The organism is Micromonospora globispora (assembly GCF_003857015.1).
Lineage (GTDB): Bacteria > Actinomycetota > Actinomycetes > Mycobacteriales > Micromonosporaceae > Micromonospora > Micromonospora globispora.
The window spans coordinates 1-24,221 of record NZ_QGGF01000189.1 but is presented as its reverse complement, the minus strand read 5'-3'; the positions used below and the strand labels follow the sequence as shown (position 1 = coordinate 24,221).

General features: G+C 72.4%; 25 protein-coding genes and 1 pseudogene. 7 read left to right on the top strand and 19 right to left on the bottom strand.

Going from position 1 to position 24,221, the window contains the following annotated elements:
* The coding region (locus tag DKL51_RS07370; RefSeq protein ID WP_124811860.1) for a hypothetical protein at window positions 1-274 on the bottom strand (274 nt) is incomplete at its 3' end.
* 145 nt (window positions 275-419) lie between these two features.
* Complete coding sequence (locus tag DKL51_RS07365; protein WP_109946480.1) at window positions 420-1,043, bottom strand: mycothiol-dependent nitroreductase Rv2466c family protein; 624 nt, start codon at window positions 1,041-1,043, stop codon at window positions 420-422.
* A 224-nt stretch (window positions 1,044-1,267) separates the two neighbouring features.
* On the opposite strand from DKL51_RS07365, the gene pepN reads away from it, so the two are divergent.
* On the top strand, window positions 1,268-3,814 hold the full coding sequence (pepN, locus tag DKL51_RS07360) for an aminopeptidase N (RefSeq protein ID WP_109946479.1): 2,547 nt from the start codon (window positions 1,268-1,270) through the stop codon (window positions 3,812-3,814).
* Between the two features lie 172 nt (window positions 3,815-3,986).
* Here the strand turns inward: pepN and DKL51_RS07355 are convergent, their stop codons facing one another.
* From DKL51_RS07355 to DKL51_RS07290, 14 genes are all read right to left on the bottom strand, one after another.
* The gene (locus DKL51_RS07355; RefSeq protein ID WP_109946478.1) at window positions 3,987-4,403 is read right to left on the bottom strand and encodes a DUF5130 family protein; all 417 of its coding nucleotides are present in this window, start codon (window positions 4,401-4,403) and stop codon (window positions 3,987-3,989) included.
* Complete coding sequence (gene ctaJ / locus DKL51_RS07350) at window positions 4,390-4,692, bottom strand: aa3-type cytochrome oxidase subunit CtaJ (RefSeq protein ID WP_438819651.1); 303 nt, start codon at window positions 4,690-4,692, stop codon at window positions 4,390-4,392. The genes DKL51_RS07355 and ctaJ overlap by 14 nt, the downstream gene beginning before the upstream one ends.
* Window positions 4,693-4,746: 54 nt before the next feature.
* The gene (locus tag DKL51_RS07345) at window positions 4,747-6,210 is read right to left on the bottom strand and encodes an amidase (protein WP_109946476.1); all 1,464 of its coding nucleotides are present in this window, start codon (window positions 6,208-6,210) and stop codon (window positions 4,747-4,749) included.
* Between the two features lie 213 nt (window positions 6,211-6,423).
* Complete coding sequence (locus DKL51_RS07340; protein WP_109946475.1) at window positions 6,424-7,425, bottom strand: amidohydrolase family protein; 1,002 nt, start codon at window positions 7,423-7,425, stop codon at window positions 6,424-6,426.
* Window positions 7,425-7,949, bottom strand: coding sequence for a 3-hydroxyanthranilate 3,4-dioxygenase (locus DKL51_RS07335; protein WP_109946474.1), 525 nt, complete (start codon window positions 7,947-7,949; stop codon window positions 7,425-7,427). Before DKL51_RS07335 ends, DKL51_RS07340 begins: the two co-directional genes overlap by 1 nt.
* Window positions 7,946-8,377, bottom strand: coding sequence for a RidA family protein (locus DKL51_RS07330; protein ID WP_109946473.1), 432 nt, complete (start codon window positions 8,375-8,377; stop codon window positions 7,946-7,948). The genes DKL51_RS07335 and DKL51_RS07330 overlap by 4 nt, the downstream gene beginning before the upstream one ends.
* Window positions 8,374-9,147 carry a 2-keto-4-pentenoate hydratase gene (locus tag DKL51_RS07325; protein ID WP_109946472.1) on the bottom strand — a complete coding sequence of 258 codons (774 nt, stop codon included), beginning with the start codon at window positions 9,145-9,147 and terminating at the stop codon, window positions 8,374-8,376. Before DKL51_RS07325 ends, DKL51_RS07330 begins: the two co-directional genes overlap by 4 nt.
* 55 nt (window positions 9,148-9,202) lie before the next feature.
* Entirely contained in the window at window positions 9,203-10,276 is a 1,074-nt protein-coding gene (gene dmpG, locus DKL51_RS07320) for a 4-hydroxy-2-oxovalerate aldolase (RefSeq protein ID WP_109946471.1), read from the bottom strand.
* On the bottom strand, window positions 10,273-11,205 hold the full coding sequence (locus DKL51_RS07315; RefSeq protein WP_109946470.1) for an acetaldehyde dehydrogenase (acetylating): 933 nt from the start codon (window positions 11,203-11,205) through the stop codon (window positions 10,273-10,275). The genes dmpG and DKL51_RS07315 overlap by 4 nt, the downstream gene beginning before the upstream one ends.
* Window positions 11,202-12,002 (bottom strand): 2-keto-4-pentenoate hydratase, encoded by an 801-nt coding sequence (locus DKL51_RS07310; RefSeq protein WP_109946469.1) that lies wholly within the window; start codon window positions 12,000-12,002, stop codon window positions 11,202-11,204. The genes DKL51_RS07315 and DKL51_RS07310 overlap by 4 nt, the downstream gene beginning before the upstream one ends.
* 32 nt (window positions 12,003-12,034) lie before the next feature.
* Complete coding sequence (locus DKL51_RS07305; RefSeq protein WP_109946484.1) at window positions 12,035-13,516, bottom strand: 2-hydroxymuconic semialdehyde dehydrogenase; 1,482 nt, start codon at window positions 13,514-13,516, stop codon at window positions 12,035-12,037.
* A 20-nt stretch (window positions 13,517-13,536) separates the two neighbouring features.
* Window positions 13,537-14,871, bottom strand: a complete 1,335-nt coding sequence (locus tag DKL51_RS07300) for an FAD-dependent oxidoreductase (protein WP_109946468.1) — start codon at window positions 14,869-14,871, stop codon at window positions 13,537-13,539.
* A 61-nt stretch (window positions 14,872-14,932) separates the two neighbouring features.
* A complete protein-coding gene (gene kynU, locus DKL51_RS07295) occupies window positions 14,933-16,207 on the bottom strand; it encodes a kynureninase (protein ID WP_109946467.1) in 1,275 nt (424 codons plus the stop codon).
* A gap of 20 nt (window positions 16,208-16,227) precedes the next feature.
* Window positions 16,228-17,136, bottom strand: a complete 909-nt coding sequence (locus DKL51_RS07290) for a tryptophan 2,3-dioxygenase (protein WP_423790666.1) — start codon at window positions 17,134-17,136, stop codon at window positions 16,228-16,230.
* 140 nt (window positions 17,137-17,276) lie between these two features.
* On the opposite strand from DKL51_RS07290, the gene DKL51_RS07285 reads away from it, so the two are divergent.
* The 3 genes and pseudogenes from DKL51_RS07285 to DKL51_RS07275 form a co-directional block, all read left to right on the top strand.
* Entirely contained in the window at window positions 17,277-17,750 is a 474-nt protein-coding gene (locus DKL51_RS07285) for an Lrp/AsnC family transcriptional regulator (RefSeq protein ID WP_109946483.1), read from the top strand.
* An 88-nt stretch (window positions 17,751-17,838) separates the two neighbouring features.
* Window positions 17,839-18,357 carry a hypothetical protein gene (locus DKL51_RS07280; RefSeq protein ID WP_109946465.1) on the top strand — a complete coding sequence of 173 codons (519 nt, stop codon included), beginning with the start codon at window positions 17,839-17,841 and terminating at the stop codon, window positions 18,355-18,357.
* Between the two features lie 19 nt (window positions 18,358-18,376).
* A pseudogene (locus DKL51_RS07275) lies at window positions 18,377-19,127 on the top strand (class F sortase); the annotation flags it as partial.
* 8 nt (window positions 19,128-19,135) lie between these two features.
* Here the strand turns inward: DKL51_RS07275 and DKL51_RS07270 are convergent.
* Window positions 19,136-19,672 carry an HNH endonuclease gene (locus DKL51_RS07270; protein WP_109946463.1) on the bottom strand — a complete coding sequence of 179 codons (537 nt, stop codon included), beginning with the start codon at window positions 19,670-19,672 and terminating at the stop codon, window positions 19,136-19,138.
* 319 nt (window positions 19,673-19,991) lie between these two features.
* Between DKL51_RS07270 and DKL51_RS07265 the strand changes: the two genes are divergently transcribed.
* From DKL51_RS07265 to DKL51_RS07255, 3 genes are all read left to right on the top strand, one after another.
* Entirely contained in the window at window positions 19,992-21,029 is a 1,038-nt protein-coding gene (locus tag DKL51_RS07265) for a mechanosensitive ion channel family protein (protein WP_109946482.1), read from the top strand.
* A 249-nt stretch (window positions 21,030-21,278) separates the two neighbouring features.
* A complete protein-coding gene (locus DKL51_RS07260) occupies window positions 21,279-22,697 on the top strand; it encodes an MFS transporter (RefSeq protein ID WP_109946462.1) in 1,419 nt (472 codons plus the stop codon).
* Window positions 22,697-23,188, top strand: a complete 492-nt coding sequence (locus DKL51_RS07255) for a globin (protein ID WP_423790667.1) — start codon at window positions 22,697-22,699, stop codon at window positions 23,186-23,188. The genes DKL51_RS07260 and DKL51_RS07255 overlap by 1 nt, the downstream gene beginning before the upstream one ends.
* 51 nt (window positions 23,189-23,239) lie before the next feature.
* Here DKL51_RS07255 and DKL51_RS07250 read toward each other — a convergent pair whose 3' ends face one another.
* Both DKL51_RS07250 and DKL51_RS07245 read right to left on the bottom strand, forming a co-directional pair.
* Window positions 23,240-23,827, bottom strand: a complete 588-nt coding sequence (locus DKL51_RS07250; protein WP_109946460.1) for a type III secretion system chaperone family protein — start codon at window positions 23,825-23,827, stop codon at window positions 23,240-23,242.
* A gap of 131 nt (window positions 23,828-23,958) precedes the next feature.
* Window positions 23,959-24,221, bottom strand: a 263-nt coding sequence (locus tag DKL51_RS07245) for a DUF8185 domain-containing protein (RefSeq protein WP_498070886.1), incomplete at its 5' end; no start/stop codon positions are given.

Here is a 24,221-nt window from a genome sequence, read left to right as displayed (position 1 = left end):
GACGGCCGGCCGGGAGGCCGGAGCGGACCGGGCCGGGCGTGCGGGGCCCGCCGGTTTGGCGGGCCACCTCGACGGACGGCGCCAACCGGGAGCTGCCGGCCACCCGGGCCACCCCCACCACGATCGGCGGCGCCAGCAGGTCGACCATCTCGGCCGGCAGGGAGGGACGGACGGACGGCCAGTGGGCACCGTCCACGGACCAGTACGTCGCACCGGAGTCCTCGGCTCCCGTCTCCTGCGGCGGGTCGTCGGACAGTCGGCGGTGCTTACCCATCGGGTTGCCTCCAGGAGCTGCCAGGGGTGCGGCCCGGCGGGCCGCCAGCGGGGACATCCGGTGAAACGAGCCCCGCGCCGCCCGGGTGACGCCGGACGGCGCGGGGTTGCGGTGCGAGGGTCCGCCCTGGCCCGGCGCCGATGCCTCAGTCGAAGATCGGGCCGACCTCGCGGGTGCGCTTGAGCTCGAAGAAGCCGGGGGTGCCGGCGACCAGCAGGACACCGTCCCAGAGCCGGCCCGCCGCCTCCCCCTTCGGCGCCGGGGTGATCACCGGACCGAAGAAGGCCACGCTGCGACCGTCCGGCCCGGGCGCGTGGATCACCGGGGTGCCCACGTCGGTGCCGACCGGCCGCATGCCCGCCTCGTGACTGGCCCGCAGCGCCTCGTCGTACTCGGTGCTCTCGGCGGCGTCGGCGAGGGCCGGGTCCAGCCCGACGTCGCGCAGCGCGGCGACGAAGAGCTCCCGGCCGAGTTCCTCCTTGCCGAGGTGGATCCGGGTGCCCATGGCGGTGTAGAGCTTGGCGACGGCCTCCTGCCCGTGCGCCTGCTCGACGGCGATGCAGACCCGGACCGGACCCCAGCCCTTCTTCATCAGTTCCTGGTACTCCTCGGGCAGGTCCCGGCCCTCGTTGAGGACGGCCAGGCTCATCACGTGGAAGCGGATGTCCACTGCCCGGACCTTCTCGACCTCCAGCAGCCAGCGGGAGGTGATCCACGCCCACGGGCACAGCGGGTCGAACCACATGTCCACGGCGACACGTTCGGTCACGGTGAGATCCCTTCACGATTCCGAGCGCCGGAACTCCGGCGCCTTCTCTTCCGATCCTCACCCCGCGCGGCATCGGCCGCCGCCCGAATGAGAGCGTGACCTCGACCACCGAAGGGTGTCGGTGCATGGAAGACTCGGTTCGGACCGGCCGTCACGAGCAGGCCGGTGAGGCCGGGGGCCGCCGGGGCGCGGCGAGAGTGGGATGGAGACGAACAGTGCCGGGAGTGCGCAACCTGACCCAGGTCGAGGCCACCGAGCGGGCCCGCCTGCTCGATGTGACCAGGTACGACATCAACCTTGACCTGTCGACGGCCGTGCAGGCCACGGGTCGGACGTTCCGCTCGGTGTCGGAGGTCGAGTTCCGCTGCACCGAGCCCGGCGCGACCACCTTCATCGAGGTGGCCGCCGAGTCGGTGCGGTCCGCGACGCTCAACGGCGCCCCGGTCGACATCTCCGGCTGGTCGGCCGAGAAGGGCCTCACGCTGTCCGGTCTGGACGCGGAGAACACCCTCGTGGTGGACGCCGACTTCGGGTACTCGAACAGCGGGCAGGGCCTGCACCGCACGGTGGACCCGGTCGACGGCGAGACCTACCTGTACAGCCAGTTCGAGACGGCGGACGCGCAGAAGGTCTTCGCCTGCTTCGACCAGCCCGACCTGAAGAGCGTCTACACCTGGCACGCCACCGTCCCGGACCACTGGCGGGTGGTGTCCAACATGCCGGTGGAGCGGGAGGAGCCGGCCGGTGAGGGGCTCAAGACCGTCCACTTCGCCGAGTCGGCGCGGATGAGCACCTACATCACCGCGCTCTGCGCCGGGCCGTACCACGAGGTGCGGGACAGCCACGACGGCATCGACCTGGGGGTCTTCTGCCGGGCGTCGATGGCGCCGTACCTGGACTCGGACGACCTGTTCCTGATTACCAAGCAGGGCTTCGACTTCTTCCACGAGAAGTTCGGGGTGCGCTACCCGCTGCCCAAGTACGACCAGCTCTGGGTGCCGGACTTCAACGCCGGCGCGATGGAGAACTTCGGCTGCGTCACGCACGCCGAGTCGCACTACCTGTTCCGCTCCCAGGTCACCGACTTCGAGTACGAGCAGCGGGCCAACACGATCCTGCACGAGCTGGCCCACATGTGGTTCGGTGACCTGGTCACCATGCGCTGGTGGAACGACCTGTGGCTGAACGAGTCGTTCGCCGAGTGGGCCAGCCACTGGTGCAACACGCACGCCACCCGGTTCTCCGACGCCTGGACGACCTTCCTGTCGATCCGCAAGAACTGGGGCTACCGGCAGGACCAGCTCTCCTCGACCCACCCGGTCTACTGCGAGATGCCGGACCTGGAGGCGGTCGAGGTCAACTTCGACGGCATCACGTACGCCAAGGGTGCCAGCGTGCTCAAGCAGCTCGTCGCGTACGTGGGCGAGGAGCCGTTCCTGGCCGGCCTGCGGGCGTACTTCGGCAAGCACGCCTGGGGCAACGCCACCTTCGACGACCTGCTCTCCGAGCTGGAAGCGGCCTCCGGCCGGGAGCTGCGCAAGTTCGCCGCGCAGTGGCTGGAGACCGCGCAGGTCAACACCCTGCGCCCGGAGGTGACCATCGGCGCCGACGGGAGCTACGAGGGGGTGCTGGTCCGCCAGGAGGCGCCCTCCGGGCATCCGACGCTGCGTACCCACCGGATCGGCGTGGGCCTCTACGACCTGACCGACGGCCGGCTGGTCCGCCGGGAGCGGATCGAGGTCGACGTGACCGGCGAGCAGACCGAGCTCACCGCGCTGCACGGCATGCGCGCCGCGGACGTGCTGCTGCTCAACGACGACGATCTGACGTACGGCAAGCTGCGGCTGGACGAGCGGTCGATGGCGACCGTGGTGCAGCACATCGCCGGCTTTGAGTCGTCGCTGGCCCGGGCGTTGTGCTGGACGGCCGCCTGGGACATGACCCGCGACGCCGAGCTCGCCGCCCGCGACTACGTCGCGCTGGTGCTGGCCGGCCTGCCGGCCGAGACCGACATCAACCTGGTCACCGCGACCCTGCGCCAGGGGACCACCACGCTCACCTTCTACGCCGACCCGGCGTGGGCGCCGACCGGCTGGGCCGAGCTGGCCCGTACCGCGAAGGCCGCGCTGGCCGCCGCGGAGCCGGGCAGCGGCTTCCAGCTCGCCTGGGCCCGCGCGTACGCCTCCGCGGCCCGCTCGGCCGAGGACCTGGCCACGCTGCGCGGCTGGCTCAACGGCGGCGAGGTGCCGGCCGGGCTGACCGTGGACACCGAGCTGCGCTGGACGGTGCTGCAGGCGCTGGTGGCCAACGGCGCGGCCGGCGCAGAGGAGGTCGACGCCGAGCTGGCGAAGGACCGCACGGCGAGCGGCGAGCGGGAGGCCGCGTACGCGCACGCGCTGGTGGCCACCCCGGAGAACAAGGCCGCGGTGTGGGCGCAGCTCACCGGCCCGGAGGCGCTGCCGAACTGGCGGCACCGGGCCCTGTTGCAGGGCTTCGCGCACCCGGCGCAGGTGGAGCTGGTGGCGCCGTACCGCGAGAAGTACTTCGCGGCCGTGGACGGGGTCTGGGCCAGCCGGGACAGCGAGCCGGCGCAGGAGTTCACCCAGCTCGCCTACCCGGCGTACCTGGTCGAGGACGACACGGTCGCGGCGACCGAGGCCTGGCTGGCGCAGGAGGGGCACCCGGCGCCGCTGCGCCGGCTGGTGGCCGAGGGCCGGGACGGCGTGGTCCGCGCCCTGAAGGCCCGCGCGAAGGACGCCCAGAGCGCCTGACGGCCGGTGGGGCGGTCCGAGCATCCTCGGGCCGCCCCGCCGCATCTCTGGCGCCGGTTCGCCGGTGTGGCGGCATCGCGGCCACTTTCCTGCCGCCACGTCGCCGAGTTGGTGACAACACGAAGCCCGGCTCGCGAGAACGCGGACCGGGCTTCGTCGTGGATCGGGGCGATCAGCCCTTGCCGGCGTGGCTGGCGAGCTGGTCGAGGCCCTGGATGATGCCGCCGGCCAGGTCGCCGCCGCCGAAGGACGCCACCATGGAGAGCGCGGCGAGCTTGGCATACGTGTCCGGGATGCGCTTGCGCGCGTACCGGCCGGTCACGATCTCCAGCTGGCGCTGGTTCGGCGAGATGGCGATCAGGACGGACTTGTCGGGCTCGGCCAGCTGGCGGTGCAGCCGCTCGGCGTGCGCCCGGATCGGCTCGTCGAGGCCGCCCACGTAGACCGAGAAGACCAGGCCGGTGCCCTTGTCGGCCAAGCGGAGCGCCTCGTCGATGCGGAGCAGCTGACGGGTCGAGAAGGGCCCGTCCAGCACCTCGGGCGGGGTGGCCGTCCCCGTCGTCGTGGCCTGCTTCTCACCAACGGTCACTTGCGCCTCCGGTTCCACCGGCCGGCGCCTCGACGCCGGCCTTCTCAAGCTTGTGGCTGGTCAGCGCCGGCGCCTGCGCGCCCGCCGCCAGCGCGGTGCCGGCCGAGTCGGCCAGCTGCTCCGGACGGCCGAGGAACCAGACCGGAGTGAAGTCGAAGGGCCGGCCCGGCCGGTAGCGCTTGGCGCCGCCACCGCGGCCACGGCCGCCGGCGAGTGCCAGTCCGGCGATCACCAGCACCGCGGCCAGCGGGATGCCGACGAAGACCAGCAACGTCTCGGTAACAGACAACCTCAACGCCCCCAGGCGGAAAGAGAGACCAGGAATTCCGGGTCGGGTGGACGATCAAGGAGACGATTCCCCGACTCCGCTTGTGGTATTCACGTTAGCGGAGCCGACGGCCCGCCAGATTGCGGGGTGGTGATCCCATCCGCCACTCAGATGTTCCAGTTGCGCGGCAGTGGCGATCAATCGGGCGTCCTCGCCGTACCGGCCGGTGAGGAGCACCCCGACCGGCATTCCGTCCGCGGTGCGCCCCACCGGCACCGAAACGGACGGATCACCGGTCACGTTGAAGATGGCGCAGTAGGGCGAGAATCGGCGCTGCCGGTCGAAATCCTCGGCCGGGTCGAGGGCGGCGAACGCGCCTACCGACGCCTGGGGCGCGGCGAGGGTCGGGCAGAGCAGCAGGTCGCAGCCGGCGGTACGACGGACGCCGAGGCGTACCTGAGCCTGGAGTTCGGCGAGGCTGGTCATCAGGGGGCCGGCGCCGACCGCCGCGCCGCGGGACCGGAGGAACCGCGTCAGTGGCAGCAGGCGGCTCTCCGCCTCGGGCGGCAACGGGGAGAGCGCCAGGACGTACCAGACGGTCTCGAAGAGCGGCCACGCCGCGGGGCCGAGCGGCGCGGGGACCTCGACCACCTCGTGGCCGGCGGTGGTGAGCAGCGCGGCGGCCCCCTCGACGGCGGCGACGCAGTCGGGGTGGACCGGCTCGTCGGCGAGCATCGGCGTGGTGAACCGGCCGATCCGTAGCCGGCCGGGAGCGGCGTCGCGGGCGGCCGCCAGGTAGCCGCCGACGGGCGCGGCCGGCGGCAGGTAGGGCTCGCCGGGTACCGGCTCGGCCAGCACGTCGAGCAGCGCGGCCACGTCGGCGACGGTCCGTCCGATGGGGCCGTTGATCGGCAGTCCGAACGCCCCGAAGCCGAGCGGCCCGCCGGAGACCATGCCCCGGCTGGGCTTGTAGCCGACGAGGCCGCAGAGCGAGGCCGGGATGCGCAGCGATCCGCCGCCGTCGGAGCCCTGCGCGACCGGCACCAGCCCGGCCGCCACCGCGGCCGCCGCGCCACCGCTGGAGCCACCCGCCGTGTACGCCAACTGCCACGGATTGCGGGCCGGCGGCGCGACCAGGCCCTCGGAGTAGAGCGAGCAGCCCAGCTCGGAGGTGGTGGTCTTGCCGAGGCTGACCAGCCCGGCCGCCTTGATGAACCGGACCACGTCGGCGTCCACCGGCGGCACGAAGTCGGCGAAGGCGGCCGAGCCGAAGGTGGTCCGGACGCCGGCGGTCAGCGTCAGGTCCTTGATGGCGGTCGGTACGCCGTGCAGCGGCCCGCGCTCGTCGGCCGGTACGGCGTCGGCGGCCCGGGCGGCCTCGCGCGCCAGCTCCGGCGTGACGGTGACGAACGCGCCGACGGTGTCGCCCAGTGCGTCCACCCGGTGCAGGTGGTGCTCGACCAGCTCCACGCTGGACAGCTCGCCCCGGGCGATCGCGGCGGCCTGCTCCAACGCGGTCAGGTCGTGCGGCTCGGCCATGCCGCCATCCTGCCCGGGCAGTCACCCCAACGCACTTCTCACGCGCCGACCCGGCTGCCGCCTCTCCCGCCCGCCCCGGGGCGCGGAACGTGCCAGGCACGCTTTGCTCTGCTGCAGCCCACGCAACACGGAACCGCTCCCAGTGTTGCCGTCGCTGCAGCAGAGCAAAGGCGGCGCGGGGTGGTCGTGGCCGACGGACGCCGGCCACGTCGGTCAGCCGTGCAGGAAGCGCAGGGCGTTGCCGGAGAGCAGCTTGTCGCGCTGCTCCCCCGACAGGAAGTCGGCCTTGTGAACCACCTGTCCGACCGGCCGCTCCCCCAGCGGGTACGGGTAGTCGCTGCCGACCAGCACCCGGTCCTCCCCCATGGTGTCGACCAGCAGCCGCAGCGCGGCCGGCTCGAACACCACCGAGTCGACGCAGAACCGGTCCACGTAGGAGCTGGGCGGGGCGGTGGAGGCACCGCGTACCAGGTCGCTGCGGCGGTGCCAGGCGTTGTCGGCGCGGCCCAGCCAGAACGGGAAGCTGCCCCCGCCGTGCGCGAAGCAGATCCGCAACGTCTCCGGCACCCGATCGAAGACGCCGCCGAGGATGAGCGCCAGCACCGACAGGTGGGTCTCCGCGGGCATCCCGGTGAGCCAGCGGGCCATCCAGCGGTCCAGCCGCGGGCCGCCCGGCATGTCCCACGGGTGCACGAAGACCGGCGCCCCCACCTCGGCGCAGTGGGTCAGGAACTCCACGATCCCGGCGTCGTCGAGGTCCCGGTCCCCGACGTGGTTGCCGATCTCCACGCCGACGTGGCCGGCCGCCAGGCAGCGGTCCAGCTCGGCGCAGGCGGCGTCGGGATCCTGCAACGGCACCTGGCAGAACGGCACCAGGCGGTCCCCGCCGTCGGCGGTGACCTCCAGGGTGAGGTCGTTGAAGATCCGCGCCACCTTCACCGCCTGGTCGGCGGGGCGGTCGTAGGAGAAGAACACCGGGGTGGGCGACACCACCTGGATGTCCACCCCGTCGTGGTCCATGTCCGTCAGCCGCGTCGGCGCGTCCCAGCAGGCGGAGCCGATCGGGCGGAACTCCGTCTCGCCGACCATGATCATGGCGGCCCGCTCAGAGTCCACCCGCAGCCAGGGCCAGCCGGACCCGCCGCACTGCGCGTCGAGGTCCGGCCACCCCTTCGGTACGACGTGCGTGTGCACGTCCACGACCGGTCCCGGCATCAGCCCTTGCCCGGGTGCAGCGCGCCGCAGTTGTCGCAGGTGCGCGCCTTCTCGTCCGCATAGAACGCCTGGAAGACCGGGGGCAGGTCGGCGGCGATGTCGCGGACCTGGAGCTCCACCTCGTGCACCTTGTTGCTGCACTGCGGGCAGTACCACTGGAACTTCTCCAGCGTGCCCTCCTCGCGGACCCGCTCGATCACCATGCCGATCGAACCGGCCTCCGGCCGCTGCGGCGAGTGCGGGGTGTTGCGCGGCAGCATCCACATCTGGCCCTCGCGCACGTGCACCGTACGCGGACCCTCCGGGGTCATCAGGTTGATGTGCATGTTGCCCTTGACCTGGTAGAAGAACTCCTCGTACGGGTCGACGTGGAAGTCGGTGCGCTGGTTCGGCCCGCCCACCACCATCACGATGAAGTCGTCGTTGCCCGGCAACATCTCCTTGTTGCCGACCGGCGGCTTGAGCAGGTGCTGGTTCTGGGCGATCCAGCCTTGGAAGCTGAACGGCTCGGCGATCTCACTCACAGCTGGCCTCCTTGGCGGAGCAGGGCGACGGCTTGCATCTCGATCAGCAGGTGCGGGTGCGGCAACTGGTGCACGGCCACCGTCGTCCGGGTCGGCCCGGTGGCGTCGAAGAACTCCGCCCACACCTCGTTGTACCCGCCGAAGTCATTCATGTTGACCAGGTACGACGTCACCTGGACCAGGTCGGACAGGTCCGCGCCGACCGACCGGAGCAGATCTCGGATGTTCCCGATCACGGCCCGGGTCTGCGGCCGGATGTCGAGGTTCGTGGTGCCGAACTCGTCCACCTCCACGCCGGCGAAGGTGTTGTCCGGCCGGCGGGACGACGTACCGGAGACGAAGACGAACCCGCCGGCGACCTTGACGTGCGGGAACGCCCCGCGCGGCACGGCCTTGCCGGCGACGACCCGCGACTCGACCGCGCTCATGACGCGGCCCGCAGCGACGCGGTGCCGAGCTTCTCGACGACGGCCCGGACGTGGGCGCCGGCGCGCAGCGGTACCGCGGCCGTCGCAGCACCGGCCAGGAACAGCCAGCCTTCGCGCAGCCGCACCCCGTGCCGCCCGGCCAGCCGGATGCCCTCGTCCAGCGCCCGGCGCGGGTCGCCGAGGATCGCCGCCGTCGAGCCGACCTGCGCCACCCGCCCGTCGATCTCCAGCAGCACGCCCAGATTGTCCAGCCCGTCCGGCACCGGCGACCAAGGCCCGACCACGAACGCGGCGGCCGAGGTGTTGTCGGCGATGACGTCCGGCAGGGAGAAGGTGAAGTTGGCGTACCGGGAATCGATCAGCTCGATCGCGGGGGCGACCGCGCGGACCGCGTCGGTGAAGGAACCCAGCGGCTCGCCCGGCTCGGGGAGGCGGTCCAGCAGGAACGCGACCTCCGGTTCGACCCGGGGGTGGATGAATTCGCCCACGTCGACCGCGCCGCCGTCCGGCACCCGCATCACGTCGGTGAGCCGGCCCCAGATCACCTCGTCCACGCCCATCTGGGCCATCTTCGCCCGGCTGGTGAGGCCCATCTTGAGCCCGACCAGCCGCTCACCCCGGTCCAGCCGGCGCTGGACCAGCGCGGTCTGCACCGCGTAGGCCCCGTCGACGTCGAGCCCGGTCTCCGCGGCGAGCTGCGGGATCGCGGTAGCGGTGTCGGCCGCGGTCCCGAGCTGCTCGGCGATCTTCGCCGTGTCCACGCCGATCACAGCGCCACCTTCGTTCGCGACTGCGGGGCTCGCAAACCCGGCTCACTCCTCGCGCTCACGAAACCTCCTCCTGCTCGTGGCGGCCGGCCAGGTCCAGCGCCACGTCCACGATCATGTCCTCCTGGCCGCCGACCATCCGCCGCCGGCCCAGCTCGACCAGAATCGAGCGGACGTCCACGCCGTACTTGGCGGAGGCGCGTTCGGCGTGCCGGAGGAAGCTGGAGTAGACGCCCGCGTACCCGAGGGAGAGCGTCTCCCGGTCGACCTGGACCGGCCGGTCCTGCAGCGGCCGGACGATGTCGTCGGCCGCGTCCATCAGCGCGAAGACGTCGCAGCCGTGCTTCCAGCCGTGCAGCTCGGCGACCGCGACGAAGACCTCCAGCGGCGCGTTGCCCGCCCCGGCGCCCTGCCCGGCCAGCGACGCGTCCACCCGAACCGTGCGTCCCTGCGGTGCGTCCGGACCGGCCGGCCGATCGCCGAGGATCCGGCCGTGCTCGACCGCGATGACGCTGTTCGCCACCCCGAGCGACAGGTTGTGGTGCGCGTGGATGCCGATCTGCGTCTCCGGTTCCAGCACCTGCCGGTACGCGTCGATCCGCTCGGCCACGTCGGACATCAGCAGCCGGCCGCCGGAGTCGGTGACGTAGACGCAGTGCGCCCCGTACGACTCCATCAGCTTGGCCTGCGCGGCCAGCCCGGCCGGGTCGTTCATGTGCGACATCATCAGGAACCCGGAGACGTCCATGCCGTTCTCCCGGGCCCAGGAGATGTGCTGGGCGGAGATGTCCGCCTCGGTGCAGTGGGTGGCGATCCGCACGCTGGTCACCCCGAGCGCCTTCGCCGCCTTCAGGTCGGCGATCGTCCCGATGCCCGGCAGCAGCAGGGTGGTGAGCTTCCCGTTCGTCATCACCTCGGCGGCGGCGGAGATCCAGTCGGCGTCGCTGGCCGCGCCGTGGCCGTAGTTGACGCTGGACCCGGCGAGCCCGTCGCCGTGCGCCACCTCGATCGCCGCCACCCCGGCCGCGTCCAGCGCGGCGGCGATGGTGCGGACCTGGTCCACCGTGTACCGGTGCGCGATGGCGTGCATGCCGTCCCGCAGCGTGACGTCCTGGATGTAGAGGTCGGTCATGCCGGCACCCCCTTGGCGCGCAGGGCGACCAGCCGCTCCGCGGTACGCAGCGCGGCCGAGGTCATGATGTCCAGGTTCCCGGCGTACGCGGGCAGGTAGTGCCCGGCGCCGGAGACCTCCAGGAACACGGAGACCTGGAGCCCGGTGAGGTGCCGTCCGAGCGACGGCACGTACGTGTCGACCCGGTCGAACTGCACGTCCTGCTTGAGCCGGTAGCCCGGGACGTACTCCTGGACGGTCTTCACCATGTCGGCCACCGAGGCGGCGATCTCCAACCGGTCGGCGTCGGCGTCCGGACAGAGGCAGTAGACGGTGTCCCGCATCAGCAGCGGCGGGTCGGCCGGGTTCAGCACGATGATCGCCTTGCCGCGCTCGGCGCCGCCGACCACCTCGATCGCCCGCGCGGTGGTCTCGGTGAACTCGTCGATGTTGGCCCGGGTGCCCGGACCGGCCGACTTCGAGGCGATCGAGGCGACGATCTCCCCGTACGCGACCGGGGTGACCCGGCCGACCGCCGCGACGATCGGCACGGTGGCCTGCCCGCCGCAGGTCACCATGTTCACGTTGGTCTCGTGCAGGTGCTCGTCGAGGTTGACCGGCGGCACCACGTACGGGCCGATCGCGGCCGGGGTCAGGTCCACCACGGTCCGGCCGTGCGCCCGCAGCACCGTGTCGTTGTGCCGGTGCGCCCCGGCGGAGGTGGCGTCGAAGACCAGTTCGACGTCGGCGAACTCGGGCATGGCGACGAGGCCGTCGACGCCCTCGGCGGTGGTCGCCACGCCGAGCCGGCGGGCCCGGGCCAGCCCGTCCGAGTCCGGGTCGATGCCGGCCATCGCCACCATGCGCAGGCTGTCGCTCAGCCGGAGCACCTTGATCATCAAATCGGTTCCGATATTGCCGGACCCGATCACCGCCACCCCGACAGTCACGCCGCCTCCCTGGACGAGGAGAAACAGGTCCGCACCGAGCCGAGCCCGGAGATGCGCGCCTCGTACGCCGCGCCCGGGGTCACCGGCACCATCGGGCCGAGCGCCCCGGAAAGCACCACGTCCCCGGCCCGCAGCGGGTCACCGGCGCGGACCAGCGTGCCCGCCAGCCATTCCAGGGCGTGCAGCGGATTGCCGAGGCAGGCCGCCCCGGCGCCGACCGACACCGGCTCCCCGGCGTGCTCCAGCACCATCCCGCACAGCCGCAGGTCCACGTCGACGAGCCGGCGGGGCGTGGTGCCGAGCACGAAGAGTCCACTGGAGGCGTTGTCAGCGACGGTGTCCACGATGGAGATGTCCCAGCCGGCGATCCGCGAGTCGACGATCTCGATGGCCGGCAGCACGTGGTCGACGGCCCGGATCAGGTCCACGGTGGTGACCCGCTCGTCGGCCAGGTCCGCGCCCAGTACGAAGGCGATCTCCGCCTCCACCCGGGGCTGGAGCAGCCGGTCGATCGCGACCTCCACGCCGTCACCGACCGCCATGACGTCGGTGAGCACGCCGAAGTCCGGCTGGTAGACCCCGAAGTTCTCCTGCACCGCCCGGGAGGTCAGCCCGATCTTCGCGCCCACCCGGCGCTCGCCCCGGTCCCACCGGGCCTGGGCCTGGAGCTGCTGCACCCGGTACGCCGACTCGACGTCCCCCTCGGGCAGCAGCCGCCCGCGCAGCGGCGGGCAGGGTTTCCCGCTCTCCCGGGCCTCGGTCAGCTCCCGGGCCGCCGCTTCCAGTTCAGAGGTCATGCTCTGCCTGCCGCTTCGCTCGCTGCGCTCGCTCATGAGAGGTCCACACAGACGTTGGTGAGTTCGGAGTAGAAGTCCAGCGAGTGCACGCCGCCCTCGCGGCCGATGCCGGACGCCTTCACCCCGCCGAACGGGGTGCGCAGGTCCCGCAGGAACCAGGTGTTGACCCAGACGATGCCGGCGTCCAGCCGGGAACCGGCCCGGTGCGCCCGGCCGACGTCCCGGGTCCAGACGGTCGCCGCGAGGCCGTACTCGGTGCCGTTGGCCAGCGCGTACGCCTCGTCCTCGTCGTCGAACGGCGCCACGTGCACGACCGGGCCGAAGATCTCCTCGCGGTTCGTCCGGGCGTCCGGGCCCAGCCCGGTGAGCACGGTCGGCTGGACGTACGCGCCACCGTCCCGGGCGTCGCCGAAGCGCGGCACCCCGCCCCCGGTCAGCACCTCGGCGCCCTCGGTCCGGGCCAGGTCGTAGTGGCCGAGCACCTTGTCCCGGTGGGTGTGCGAGATCAGCGGCATGTTGACCGTGGCCTCGTCGGCCGGCCAGCCGTACGCCAACTCCTCGGCGCGCTTGGCCAGCCGGGCGGTGAACTCCTCGAAGACCGGGCGCTGGACGTAGATCCGCTCGGTGCAGAGGCAGACCTGGCCGCCGTTGGTGAAGCTGGACCGGACCGAGCCGGCGACCGCCGCGTCCAGGTCGGCGTCGGCGAAGACCAGTCCGGCGTTCTTGCCGCCGAGCTCGAAGGAGACCGCCTTCACGCCGTCCGCGGCGGCGCGCATGATGGCGCTGCCGGTGGCCGACTCCCCGGTGAAGGTGATCGCGTCGACGCCCGGGTGCCGGGTGAGGAACTCCCCGGCCGAGTCCGGACCGAAGCCGTGCACCAGGTTGAACACGCCCTCCGGTACGCCGGCGGCGGCCATCACCTCGGCCAGCAGGGTCGCCGACGCGGGAGTCTCCTCGCTGGGCTTGACCACCACCGCGTTGCCGCAGGCCAGCGCCGGGGCGACCTTCCAGGTGAGCAGCAGCAGCGGCAGGTTCCACGGCACGATCACCGCGACCACGCCGACCGGCTTGCGGACGGCGTAGTTGAGTGCCCGCCCGCCGGTCGGGGTGACCGTGGTGAACGACTCGGTCGGCGCGGTCGCCACGATCTCGGCGAACGCCCGGAAGTTGGCCGCGCCGCGGGGGATGTCCAGGGTGCGGGCCTGCGAGATGGCCTTGCCGGTGTCGGCGACCTCGGCCGCGACCAGGTCGTCGAACCGGCGTTCCAGCTCGTCGGCGACCCGGCGCAGCACCTCGGCGCGTTCCCGCTCGCCCATCCGGCCCCACGGCCCGCGCAGTGCCGCCCGGGCCGCGGCCACCGCGTCGTCCACGACGGACGACGAAGCCTCGACCACCTCGAAGACCGGCTCACCGGTCACCGGGCTGCGCTTGGTGAACCGCCGCCCAGCGTCGACGAACGCGCCGCCGACGAAGTTGCGCAGCACTCCCGGCCCGTCCGGCGCCTGCCCGGCCATCAACCGGGGATCCCAGAGCGTCATCCGCGCCTCCCTCGCCTGATCACGGCCCCGATCGCGCCGGCCAGCAGCGCCGCCGCGCCGACGGCCACCGCGCCGAGCGCCTGGTGCTGCCGGCGGACCCGGCGGCGCACCTCCGCGTACGGGGTGGTGGAGAAGGACACCAGCTCGTACCGGGAAACGTACCGGCCGGGCAGCGCGCGTTCCAGTGCGTGCTCGATCCGCTTGCCGGTCTGGAACAGCGGCGAGGCGACCTTGTCCCGCATCTCCACGAAGTTGGCCAGTGCCATCTGGGCGATCGCCTCGGCGTTCTCCAGTCGGCGGTGCTGGAACAGCGGCAGCGCGGCGGACCACTCGTCGTCGCACTCGTCCAGGCAGCGGTCCAGCTCCACCACGTCCTCGAACGCGCAGTTCGCGCCCTGGCCGTAGAAGGGCACGATCGCGTGGGCCGCGTCGCCGAGCAGTCCGACCTTCCCGTCCACCTGCCACGGGGTGCAGCGGACCGTGCCGAGGACGCCGATCGGGTTGTGCTGATAGTCGTCCACCAGGTTCGGCGCGAGCGGGATCAGGTCCGGGTAGTGGGTGGCGAAGTGCTGCTCGATCGCCGCCGGGCTGCCCAGCGAGGCGAAGCTGGCGGTGCCGTGGGTGGGCCAGAAGAGCGTGCAGGTGAAGGAGCGGTCCGGGTTCGGCAGCGCGATCATCATCGAGGTGCCGCGCGGCCAGATGTGCAGCGCGTTCGGGTCGAGTGCGAAGTCGCCGCCGAGCGGCGGGATGGTGAGCTCCTTGTAGCCGTAGTCGAGGAAGTCCAGGCTCTCGGTCAGCACGCCGTACCCGAGAAGCTGCCCGCGCACTGCGGAGCCGGCGCCGTCGGCGCCGAGGACGACCGACGCGCTGGCCGCGACCTTGCCCTGCGGGGTCTCGAAGGTCATGTCGCCGGTGGTCGGGTCGAGCCCGACCAGCCGGTGGTCGAAGGCGATCCGCACCCCGGGCAGTGCGTCGGCGGCGGTGAGCAGGGCGTTGTTCAGCGCGCCCCGGCTGATCGAGTTGATCGCCCGGTCCCCGGAGACGCTGTACGACTGGAACTGCTGCTCCCCCTCGACTGGATGGATCATGCGGCCGCGCATCGGCAGGGCGTCGGCCATCACCTGCTCGTCGAGCCCGATCCGGCGCAGCGCGTCCAGGCCGCGCTCGGAGAGCGCCAGGTTGATCGAGCGTCCCCGCTCGACCTTCCCGGTACGCGGATCGGGCCGCCGCTCGTAGAGCGCGACCGGGTACCCGCGCCGGGCCAGGAAGCAGGCGAGCAGACAGCCGGCCAGGCCGGCACCGACCACCGCGATCTCGTCCCGTTCGCTCATGAGCAGTGCCTGCCTTTCGTTCGCGACTGCGGGGCTCGCAAACCCGGCTCACTCCTCGCGCTCACCGGGTCTCCACCGTCGCGGCCAGCGCGTCGGCGACCCGCCAGCAGTCGTGGTACGTCGAGTAGAGCGGCACCGGGGCGAACCGGACGATGTCCGGCTCCCGGGCGTCGGCGATCACGCCGTGCTCGTGCCGCAGCCGCTTGGTGAGCTCGTTCGCGCCGCCCACGCCGATCCGCACGGAGAGCTGGCAGCCCCGCCGCTGCGGGTCTCGGGGGGTGACCACGGTCAGCGGCCGGTCGGCGGTCACCTCGTCGAGCAGCCGCTCCAGGTATCCGGTGAGCCGGAGGCTGCGCTCCCGCAGGGCCGGCATGCCGACGGAGTCGAAGAGCTCCAGCGAGGTGCGGACCGGGCCCATCGCGAAGATCGGCGGGTTGGAGATCTGCCACGCCTCGACGGTGGCCGGCGGCCGGGAGACCGGGGTCATCTCGAACCGGGTGGCCGCCTCGGTGCTCCACCAGCCCTCGAAGCGGGGCAGGTCGGGGTCGCCGAGGTGCCGCTGGTGGACGAAGACGCCGGCCAGCGCGCCCGGCCCGGAGTTGAGGTACTTGTAGGAGCACCAGGCGGCGAAGTCGACGTCCCAGTCGTGCAGCGACAGCGGCACGTTCCCGGCGGCGTGCGCCAGGTCCCAACCGACCACCGCCCCGGCGGCCCGGCCGGCGGCGGTGATCGCCGGGATGTCCATCAGCTCGCCGGTCAGGTAGTTGACCCCGCCGAGCAGCACCAGCGCGACCGTGTCGCCCTCGGCGGCCAGGAACTCCACGACGTCGGACGTGCGGAGGTTCTCCTCGCCGGGCCGCGGCCTGAGCCGGACCACCGTGGCGTCCGGCTCGAGACCGTGGAACCGGGCCTGGCTGCGGACCGCGTAGCTGTCCGAGGGGAAGGCGGTGTCCTCGATGACGATCCGCGTCCGCTCCCCCGCCGGCCGGTAGAAGCCGACCATCAGCAGGTGCAGGTTGACCGTGAGGGAGTTCATCACCACGGTCTCCGTCGGCAACGCGCCGACCAGCCGCGCGGCCGGGGCGGTCAACAGCTCGTGGTACGGCAGCCAGGGCCGCTCCGCCTCCAGGTGCCCCTCCACGCCGAGCCGGCTCCACGCCTCCAGATCCGCCAGCAGCTCGGTACGGGTCGCCCGCGGCTGCAGGCCGAGGGAGTTGCCGGCCAGGTAGGCGACCTCGGGGTACCGGCCGCCCTCGGCGGGCGGCACGTGGAACAGGTGACGGTGGCCGGGGTCGGCGGCGTCGAGGCGGTGCGCCTCGTTCTCCTGATGGTTCATGCGCTCGTCTCGCTCTTTCCTCACATCGCGGTCCGGGCCGACCACAGCTCCGGGAAGACCACCCGGGCCATGCTGCGCTGCAACCACGCCAGTCCGGCGGAGCCGCCGCTGCCGACCTTGGCACCCATGGTGCGCTGCACGGCCTTGATGTGGTTCCACCGCCAGTCGCCGAACTGCTCGGCCACCTCGGTGAGCGCCTCGCCGAGCTGCCGCAGGTGGTTGTCGGGGCCGCCATCGGCGTAGATCCGCACCCAGGCCGCCTCCACAGCGGGCTGCGGCTCGTGCTCCACCGCCACGTCCCGGTCGAGCAGTTCGGCGGGGAGGTCGAAGCCGCGGCGGGCGAGCAGGGCGACGACGTCGTCCCAGAGGCTCGGTGCGGCCAGGGTGGCGGTCAGCTCCGCGTACACCTCGGTCTGCCGGCGGAACGGGCGGATCAGCGCCGGGTCGCGGAGCCCGAGCAGGAACTCCAGGTGCCGGTACATCGCCGACTGGAAGCCGGAGCCCTCGCCGAGCTGGTTGCGGAACCGGTTGAAGTCGGCCGGGGTCATCCAGCGCAGGCCCCGCCACGCCGCGTTGAGCCCCTCCAAGTGCAGCGCGGCGCGGCGCAGCGGGGGCAGCGCCTCCCAGATCCGGTTGGCCCGCAGCTCCCGCTGGGCGTGCCGCAGCTCGTGGCAGGTCAGCCCGAAGTACAGCTCCATGATCTGGCTGACCATGAGGAAGGACATCTCGCCGGGGTCATCGCTGAGCGGCTGCTGCAGCCCGTGCAGCACGCTCGCCCGCACGTACGCGTCGTAGGGCACCCGCTCGGCGAACTCCAGCGTCGGCTTGCCGCCGTTGCGCTCCGCCCGCGCCGCCCGCTGCTGCTGCGTAACGGGACGCACCGCCGCGGTCACCGTCGGTGCCCACAGATCCGTCTGCTCCACTGTCATCTCCCTCCGTACGCCGGGTAGCGACATGATCGCCCGGGTGGACAGGCGGATGGAATGCCTGTTCAACGGCGGTACGGTGGTTCGACCTGTCGGTTTGAAAGCCGACCGGGGCTCCGCTTCACGAAGGAAAGGTGGCCGTGGTGGACGACATGGACTGGGCGCTGCTGCGGGAGTTGCAGGCCGATGCCCGGCTCTCCTTCAGCGAACTGTCCCGCCGGGTCCACCTCTCCCCGCCCGCGGTGGCCGAGCGGGTCCGGCGGCTGGAGGAGTCGGGCGTGATCACCGGCTACCACGCGCACGTCGACCTGACCCGGGCCGGGCGGACGGTGGTGGCGCTGATCCGGATGTCCTGTTACGGCGCGCGCTGCATCCTCAACGACCCGGATGTGGCGGGCTGGCCGGAGATCATGGCGATCCACCGGATCACCGGGGACGCGTGCAGCATGTTGAAGGTGGCGGCCGGCTCGATCGACGAGTTCGAGGCGGTGATCGACCGCCTCGCCCCGTACGGCCAGCCGTCCAGCACGATGGTCCTCTCCACCCCGCTGGACTGGCACCCGGTCACGCCGCTCCCCCCGTCCACCGGCCCCATCCCGCCCGGCCGGCGTCGCTGACCGGGGTTTGCCCCGGGGCCAGCGGGAAAGCAGCCCGCACTGCCCATCAGCAGGATTTCCGGTGCACCCGCACTGGGAGGGGGGAATCATGCGAGGGCTCGTGTCACACCGCGCCCTGTCGGCCGTCCTGAGCGTGCTCGGCCTGGTCGCGGCATTCGTCCTGATGACCGTCACGCCGGCCCGGGCCGGCCAGAACGTCTTCGTCGAGGTCACACCAAATCCCGCCCAGGCCGGCAGTCGGGTGAGCATCCGGGCCAGTTGCGACAACAACAACGACCGCCAGGCCCAGGTGAACTCCGACGCCTTCGGGCGGGTCATGCTCCGCCCGGACAACGGCTTCCTCACCGGTGCGGTGACCATCCCGGGCAACAAGCAGCCCGGCGACTACCCGGTCGACCTGCGCTGCTCCAACGGCAACACGGCCTCGACCCAGCTCACCGTGCTGAACATGGCCCAGCCCAGCAAGGGACCGGCGACCGGCGGCGGTGGGACCGCGGACGGCCGGGGCAGCGGCTCGCTGCTGCTGGTCGGCGGCCTCGCCGCGGTGGCGGTGGTGGCCGGCTTCGGCGCCGTCGGCTCCCGTCGCAGGGCCGGGCCCCGCGTCTGACGAGGTAGGGCCATGGCCCGCGCACGTAGCCGACTCAACCGGCCGGCGGGCAACCGGGACACCGGCCGGCCGATTCGCCACCGGAACAGGCCCAGCCGAAGGCGGGACACCGGCCGGTCCGACCCGGCACCGGCGGCTGGCGGTCGCTCGCCCAGCGCGGACCGGGAGCGCCCGTGCTGATCATCGCCTCGCTGATGGTGCTGATCGCGACCATGCTCGGCGTCGAACGGGTCACCGGGATGAGCGTCCTGCCGGAGCAACTGAGCGCCGGACTGCGCCCACCGCCGAAGAAGTTCCCGGTGCTGGGCGCCAGCCCCCCGACGCACCTCGCGATCGGGAAGCTGGACCTTCGGGCGCCCGTGCACCCGGTCGGGCTGGCACCGGACGGGAGCATCGCCGTACCGGACATCGCCCGGGCCGGCGAGGTCGGCTGGTACGACCAGGGCCCGACCCCCGGCCAGTACGGCCCGTCGGTGATGGTCGGGCACGTCGACACCACCACCGGTCCGGCCGTCTTCCACGACCTGAGGAGCCTGGATGACGGCGACCGGGTGGAGGTGACCCGGGAGGACCGGTCGGTGGCGGTCTTCGAGGTCACCGCGGTGCAGCGGTACGGCAAGGAGCGGCTGCCGGTGGACGAGGTCTACGGCGACTTCAGCCGGCCGAACCTACGCCTGATCACCTGCGGCGGCCGGTGGGTGGGCGGTGAGACCGGGTACGCGGACAACCTGGTCGTCTACGCCTCCCTGGTGAAGGCGCGCCACCCGTGACCGGACGCTCAGGCGGCGGCCTCGGACTCGCGCAGGTCGAGCCAGTCCGCCCAGCGCGGGTCGGGCACCCGGTGGCCGAGCACCCGCCAGGCCGTCCCCTTCGGGGCAGCCGGCATGCAGTGCAGCCGCCAGCCCAGCTCGGCCGGGGTCTTGTCGCCCTTGGTGTGGTTGCACCGGGCGCAGGCGGCGACGACGTTCTCCCAGGCGTGCCGTCCACCTCGGCTGCGCGGGAAGACGTGGTCGATGGTCTCCGCGGGGCCCCGGCAGTAGGCGCAGCGCCAGCCGTCCCGGGCGAAGATCGCGCGACGGGAGAGGCCGACGTGGGTGCGGTAGGGGACCCGGACGAACCGGGTGAGCCGGACCACCGAGGGCACCGGGAGGGCGTTGCGCGCGCTGTGCAGGACGCCGTCGCCGTCGGCGACGCAGACCGCCTTTGCCGAGAGCACGAGGATCGCGGCACGACGCACCGAGACGACACACAGCGGCTCGTAGGTGGCGTTGAGGACCAATGCGCCGGAGCCCGCTGTGGGTCGTATGTCAGGCATCGTGCTCACCCTTCCGGTCCAGCCGCTCCTGCCGCTGTCGCGCCGGCGGTCCCCCGCAGGCAGCGAGGTGCCACACCGACGCCCGGCCGGATCACCGACGTCCGTTGCGCCAATAGTCCCTGATCGGACCCCCGATTGCACGCACTAATCTGGGGTATCCCCAGGAAGCTCTCTCCGGCCGTGCCAAGATGACCGGTTCCGCCCGGGTTGATCACCAGCTGAGGGCGTGGCCCGGCAGCCCGTCACCGCCAGGAGGGCCGACAGCGGACGCGCAGGAGCGTTGCGGTACGAAAGCAGGGTGAGTGCCGTAGCCGACCTGATGCTCCTCGCCCTGCCCGTCGCCGATCCGAGCCCGGCACCGTCCGCCGACTGCCGGACGGATGCCTGGTGCAAGAACGTCTGGGACCTGACCGGATCGGCCTGGTTCGCCGAGGGCAGCTACTGGATCGTGCTGAAGCCGCTGCGGGTCGCCCTGATCCTGCTGCTCGCCATCGCCGCCCGCTGGGCGCTGCACCGCACGATCAACCGGCTGGTCCGCACCACCACCGAGGGCGCGGTGCCCACCATGCTCCGGCCGCTGCGGGAGCGGATCCCCAGCGCGACGCTGGACCCGGAGCAGTTCATGCCGGAGCGGCGGCGGCAGCGGGCCGAGGCGATCGGCTCGGTGCTGCGCAGCATGGTCACCGCCTTCGTCTTCGGCATCGCGCTATTGATGGTGCTCAAGGAGTTCAGCTTCGACCTGGCACCCCTGCTGGCGAGCGCCGGCATCGCCGGCGTGGCGCTCGGCTTCGGTGCGCAGAGCCTGGTCAAGGACCTCATCGCCGGCCTGTTCATGCTGATCGAGGACCAGTACGGCGTCGGCGACAACGTCGACCTCGGCGAGGCGACCGGCGTGGTGGAGTCCGTCGGCCTGCGGGTCACCACCGTCCGGGACGGGCGGGGCGTGCTCTGGTACATCCGCAACGGCGAGATCGTCCGGGTCGGCAACAAGAGCCAGGGCTGGGCGCTGGTGGTGGTCGACATGCCGGTCGGCTTCGCCGGTACCGAGGAGGCCACCGCGGTGCTGCGGACGGCGGCCGCCTCGGTGGCGTTGGACCCGGGCCTGGCGCCGCAGATCGTCGAGGAGCCGGAGGTGCTCGGCGTCGAACAGATCACCGTGGACGGCGCGGTGATCCGCACGGTGGTCAAGACGACCGCCGACGGCCAGTTCGCGGTCGGCCGGGAGCTGCGCCGCCGGCTGGCCGAGGCGCTGGAGAACTCCGGGATCACCGCCCGGATCGCCGCCGCCCGGCTCTACCCGGGCGCGCCGACCCTGCCGCCGGCATCCGGCGGAACCGGCACCGCCGGCGCCACCTGAGCAGGTCGGCTTCCGTCGCGTCAGGACAGACGATTCGACGGGGTCGCGGACCGCGCGGCCCCTCGGGTATCGTCCGTTCGTTCAGTCGGAGATGCGACGATCAAACCGTTCACCCTAGCCAGTTGTCAGACGATCGGGCAGAATCCGGTGAAACACGCTCCGTGGGGAGCGTGCTCGTGTCCTCGCTGATCCGTAGATCTGACGACGGTTCCCGGGCAGGTCATCACGAGTGGCCGACCTTGGGGAACGATGGAGGCGACGGTGTCCGACGAGCGACCCGCCCGGGAGGGCCCTGCCACCTTCCGTGAAGTGTTCGCCCAGGTCGAATATCGCGCCGTCTTCACGGCCAGCGCGCTGTCCTGGATCGGCGACTACGTCGCGAAGGCCGCGGTCACCGTCCTGGTCTACCGGGAGACCCACTCGGTGGCGCTCTCCGCCGCCGCCTTCGCGATCAGCTACCTGCCGTGGCTGGTCGGCGGTCCGCTGCTCGCCACGCTGGCCGAACGGCACCGCTACCGGCAGGTCATGGTGACCTGTGACCTGGTCCGGATGGCGCTGATGCTGCTGGTCGCCATCCCCGGCAACCCACCCTGGGTGATCCTCGCCCTGCTCTTCGCCGCCACCCTGGCCAACCCGCCAAGCCAGGCGGCCAGGTCGGCGCTGCTGCCGGTCATTCTCACCGGCGACCGGGTGGTGGTCGGGCTCTCGCTCAACGCCAGCACCGGCCAGGCCGCCCAGGTGGTCGGTTACCTGCTGGGCGCGGCGATCGCGGCGGTCAGCCCGGCGGCCGCCCTGCTGATCAACGCGGTCACCTTCGCCGCCTCGGCCGCGCTGGTGTGGTTCGGCGTCAAGGACCGGCCGCCGGCGATGAGCGCCGCCCACCGCAGCCATTTGCTGCGGGAGACCGGCCAGGGGTTCCAGATCGTCTTCGGGCGGCCGGTGCTGCGGGCCATCGCCATCCTGGTGTTCAGCGCGATGCTCTTCTCGATCGTGCCGGAGGGCCTCGCAGCGGCCTGGGCCACCGAGCGGACCGGGAGTGACCTCGACGCCGGCACGGCGCAGGCCGTCATCATGGCCGCCAACCCGGTCGGCTTCATCCTCGGCGGGCTGGTGGTCAGCCGATGTTTCTCACCGGACCGCCGGTTGGCGCTGATGCGGCCGCTGGCCGTCCTCGCCCCGGCGGTGCTGGTCCCCGCGCTGCTCGACCCGCCGCCGCTGGTGGTGGCGGCGCTCGCCGGCGCCTGCGGGTTCGCCGTCGCCGGGCTGCTCCCGGTGGCGAACGGCCTGTTCGTCCGCGCCCTGCCGGACGGGTACCGCGCCCGGGCGTTCGGCGTGATGGCGAGCGGTGTGCAGATCATCCAGGGCCTCGCGGTGCTGGTCACCGGTCTGCTCGCCGAGCGGTTCCCCATCCCGGCGGTGGTGGGCACGTGGAGCGCCGTGGGCATGCTGCTGATGCTCGCGGCGGCCCTGACCTGGCCGAGCCGGGAGACGGTGGACGCGGCGGTCGAGGAAGCCACCCGGGCCAACGCGGCCGGCGAGGAAGCCACCCGGACCAACGCGGCCGGCGAGGCGGCGCCGGCCGGCCTGCGGACGCGTACCCCGGCCGGGCCTGAGCCGGTGGACGAGCGGTCGGGTGAGCGGGGCCGGCCCAGTCACGCTGTGACCTGATCGCCAATGCGCCAGCCGGTGGGCGGCGGTCGTCCCGCCGCGGCACCTGGCAGGATGGAACGGTGAATTCCGCAGGTGAATCCCAGCGGCCCGGTACGCCGATCACCCTCTTCGAGGCCGTCGGCGGTGAGCCGACGTTCCGCAAGCTGGTGGACGAGTTCTACGCCGGTGTCGCCACCGACCCGCTGCTGCGGCCGATGTACCCAGAGGAGGACCTCGGCCCCGCCGCCGATCGGCTGGCGCTCTTCCTCATGCAGTACTGGGGCGGCCCGCACACCTACTCGGAGCAGCGGGGTCACCCGCGGCTGCGGATGCGGCACGCGGGCTTCCGGATCGGCGCCGCCGAACGGGACGCGTGGCTGCACCACATGCGGCGGTCGGTCGACCGGCTCGACCTGCCGCCGGAGATCGCCGCCGCGTTCTGGGACTACCTGGAGCGGGCCGCGTACTTCATGGTCAACGTCATGGAGGACCCGGCCGCCGGGGCCTGACGGCGGACGACGCACGGCGTGACCGGGGCCCGGGAGCCCCGGCCGGCGCGGTCAGAGCAGGGCGCCCTCGTCGTGCAGCCAGTCCACGAAGCTGGTGGCGACGGCCGAACCGCAGTCGAGCATCTCGACCAGTAGCGCGTCGTGCGTGCCGGCACCGAGCGGCACCTGGAGCTCGGCGTAGATCGGCAGCTGACCGCGTTCGGTCGGGTCGCCGATGTACGCCTTGCAGAACCGTCGGGTGTGGTTCCACTCGTTGACCACGCGGTAGGCCCGGTCCGCCCAGTCCGGCGGGACGGTGGCGTGTGGACGGGCCCGCATCACCAGGATCTCGTCGTCCGGCCCCTCCAGGGTGACCAGCACGGCGTGCCGCTCCCACATGGCGAGCAGGTTGCCGTCGCCGTCGGCCAGGTACCGCACGTCGAGCAGGTCGAGCGCGTCGCAGACCCGGCGGAGGGTGACCGGGGCAACCGTTACCGGCATGTCCGTGATCACCGGCCGGTCGGCGGCCGGCGCGTCGTCCCCGGGCTGGCGGGGGGCCGGTGGTCCGCACCGGACGGTTTCATCCACTGTGATCCCGCTTCGAGTTTCCGGATCGCCGCCGCCACCGGCGGGACCGGGGCGCCATGACCACCACGGCATCGCTCGCGCACCTCACTCCCCAGCGGATCCAGCCGCCTACGGTGCGTTGGATCCGAGCATGGACGGTACCCGGACAGCCGGGTTGAAGCACCCCCCCAACGACCGCCCCAAACCGGAAGAATGAGCCGGGGTCAGCCGTTCGGACGACCGACGGTGGGCTGCAAGGTCAAGTCGGCGACCTTCTGCGACCATGCGGCTCCGTACGGTCCGACCAGGCCGACCCAGCGGCCCGCCAGGCGTACCTGGACCTCGCCGGGGCCGAGGAAGCCCATCCGGACCAGGCCCTGCACCAACCGCTGCGGCACCTCCACCCGGGTCTCCGGGGAGTCGTCCGGGGTGACCACCACCGCGACGTGGTCGAGCAAGGCGTCCCGCAGCGCCCGCTGCCCCACCG

Coding starts and splice junctions, on each gene's coding strand:
- DKL51_RS07345 (WP_109946476.1), bottom strand. CDS start 6,210: ATGGCCGAGCCGCACGACCTGACCGCGTTGGAGCAGGCCGCCGCGATC.
- DKL51_RS07340 (WP_109946475.1), bottom strand. CDS start 7,425: ATGCCGGGACCGGTCGTGGACGTGCACACGCACGTCGTACCGAAGGGG.
- DKL51_RS07330 (WP_109946473.1), bottom strand. CDS start 8,377: ATGAGCGCGGTCGAGTCGCGGGTCGTCGCCGGCAAGGCCGTGCCGCGC.
- dmpG (WP_109946471.1), bottom strand. CDS start 10,276: ATGACCGACCTCTACATCCAGGACGTCACGCTGCGGGACGGCATGCAC.
- DKL51_RS07310 (WP_109946469.1), bottom strand. CDS start 12,002: ATGACCTCTGAACTGGAAGCGGCGGCCCGGGAGCTGACCGAGGCCCGG.
- DKL51_RS07305 (WP_109946484.1), bottom strand. CDS start 13,516: ATGGCCGGGCAGGCGCCGGACGGGCCGGGAGTGCTGCGCAACTTCGTC.
- DKL51_RS07300 (WP_109946468.1), bottom strand. CDS start 14,871: ATGAGCGAACGGGACGAGATCGCGGTGGTCGGTGCCGGCCTGGCCGGC.
- kynU (WP_109946467.1), bottom strand. CDS start 16,207: ATGAACCATCAGGAGAACGAGGCGCACCGCCTCGACGCCGCCGACCCC.
- DKL51_RS07290 (WP_423790666.1), bottom strand. CDS start 17,136: ATGACAGTGGAGCAGACGGATCTGTGGGCACCGACGGTGACCGCGGCG.
- DKL51_RS07280 (WP_109946465.1), top strand. CDS start 17,839: ATGCGAGGGCTCGTGTCACACCGCGCCCTGTCGGCCGTCCTGAGCGTG.
- DKL51_RS07270 (WP_109946463.1), bottom strand. CDS start 19,672: ATGCCTGACATACGACCCACAGCGGGCTCCGGCGCATTGGTCCTCAAC.
- DKL51_RS07265 (WP_109946482.1), top strand. CDS start 19,992: ATGCTCCTCGCCCTGCCCGTCGCCGATCCGAGCCCGGCACCGTCCGCC.
- DKL51_RS07260 (WP_109946462.1), top strand. CDS start 21,279: ATGGAGGCGACGGTGTCCGACGAGCGACCCGCCCGGGAGGGCCCTGCC.
- DKL51_RS07250 (WP_109946460.1), bottom strand. CDS start 23,827: ATGCCGTGGTGGTCATGGCGCCCCGGTCCCGCCGGTGGCGGCGGCGAT.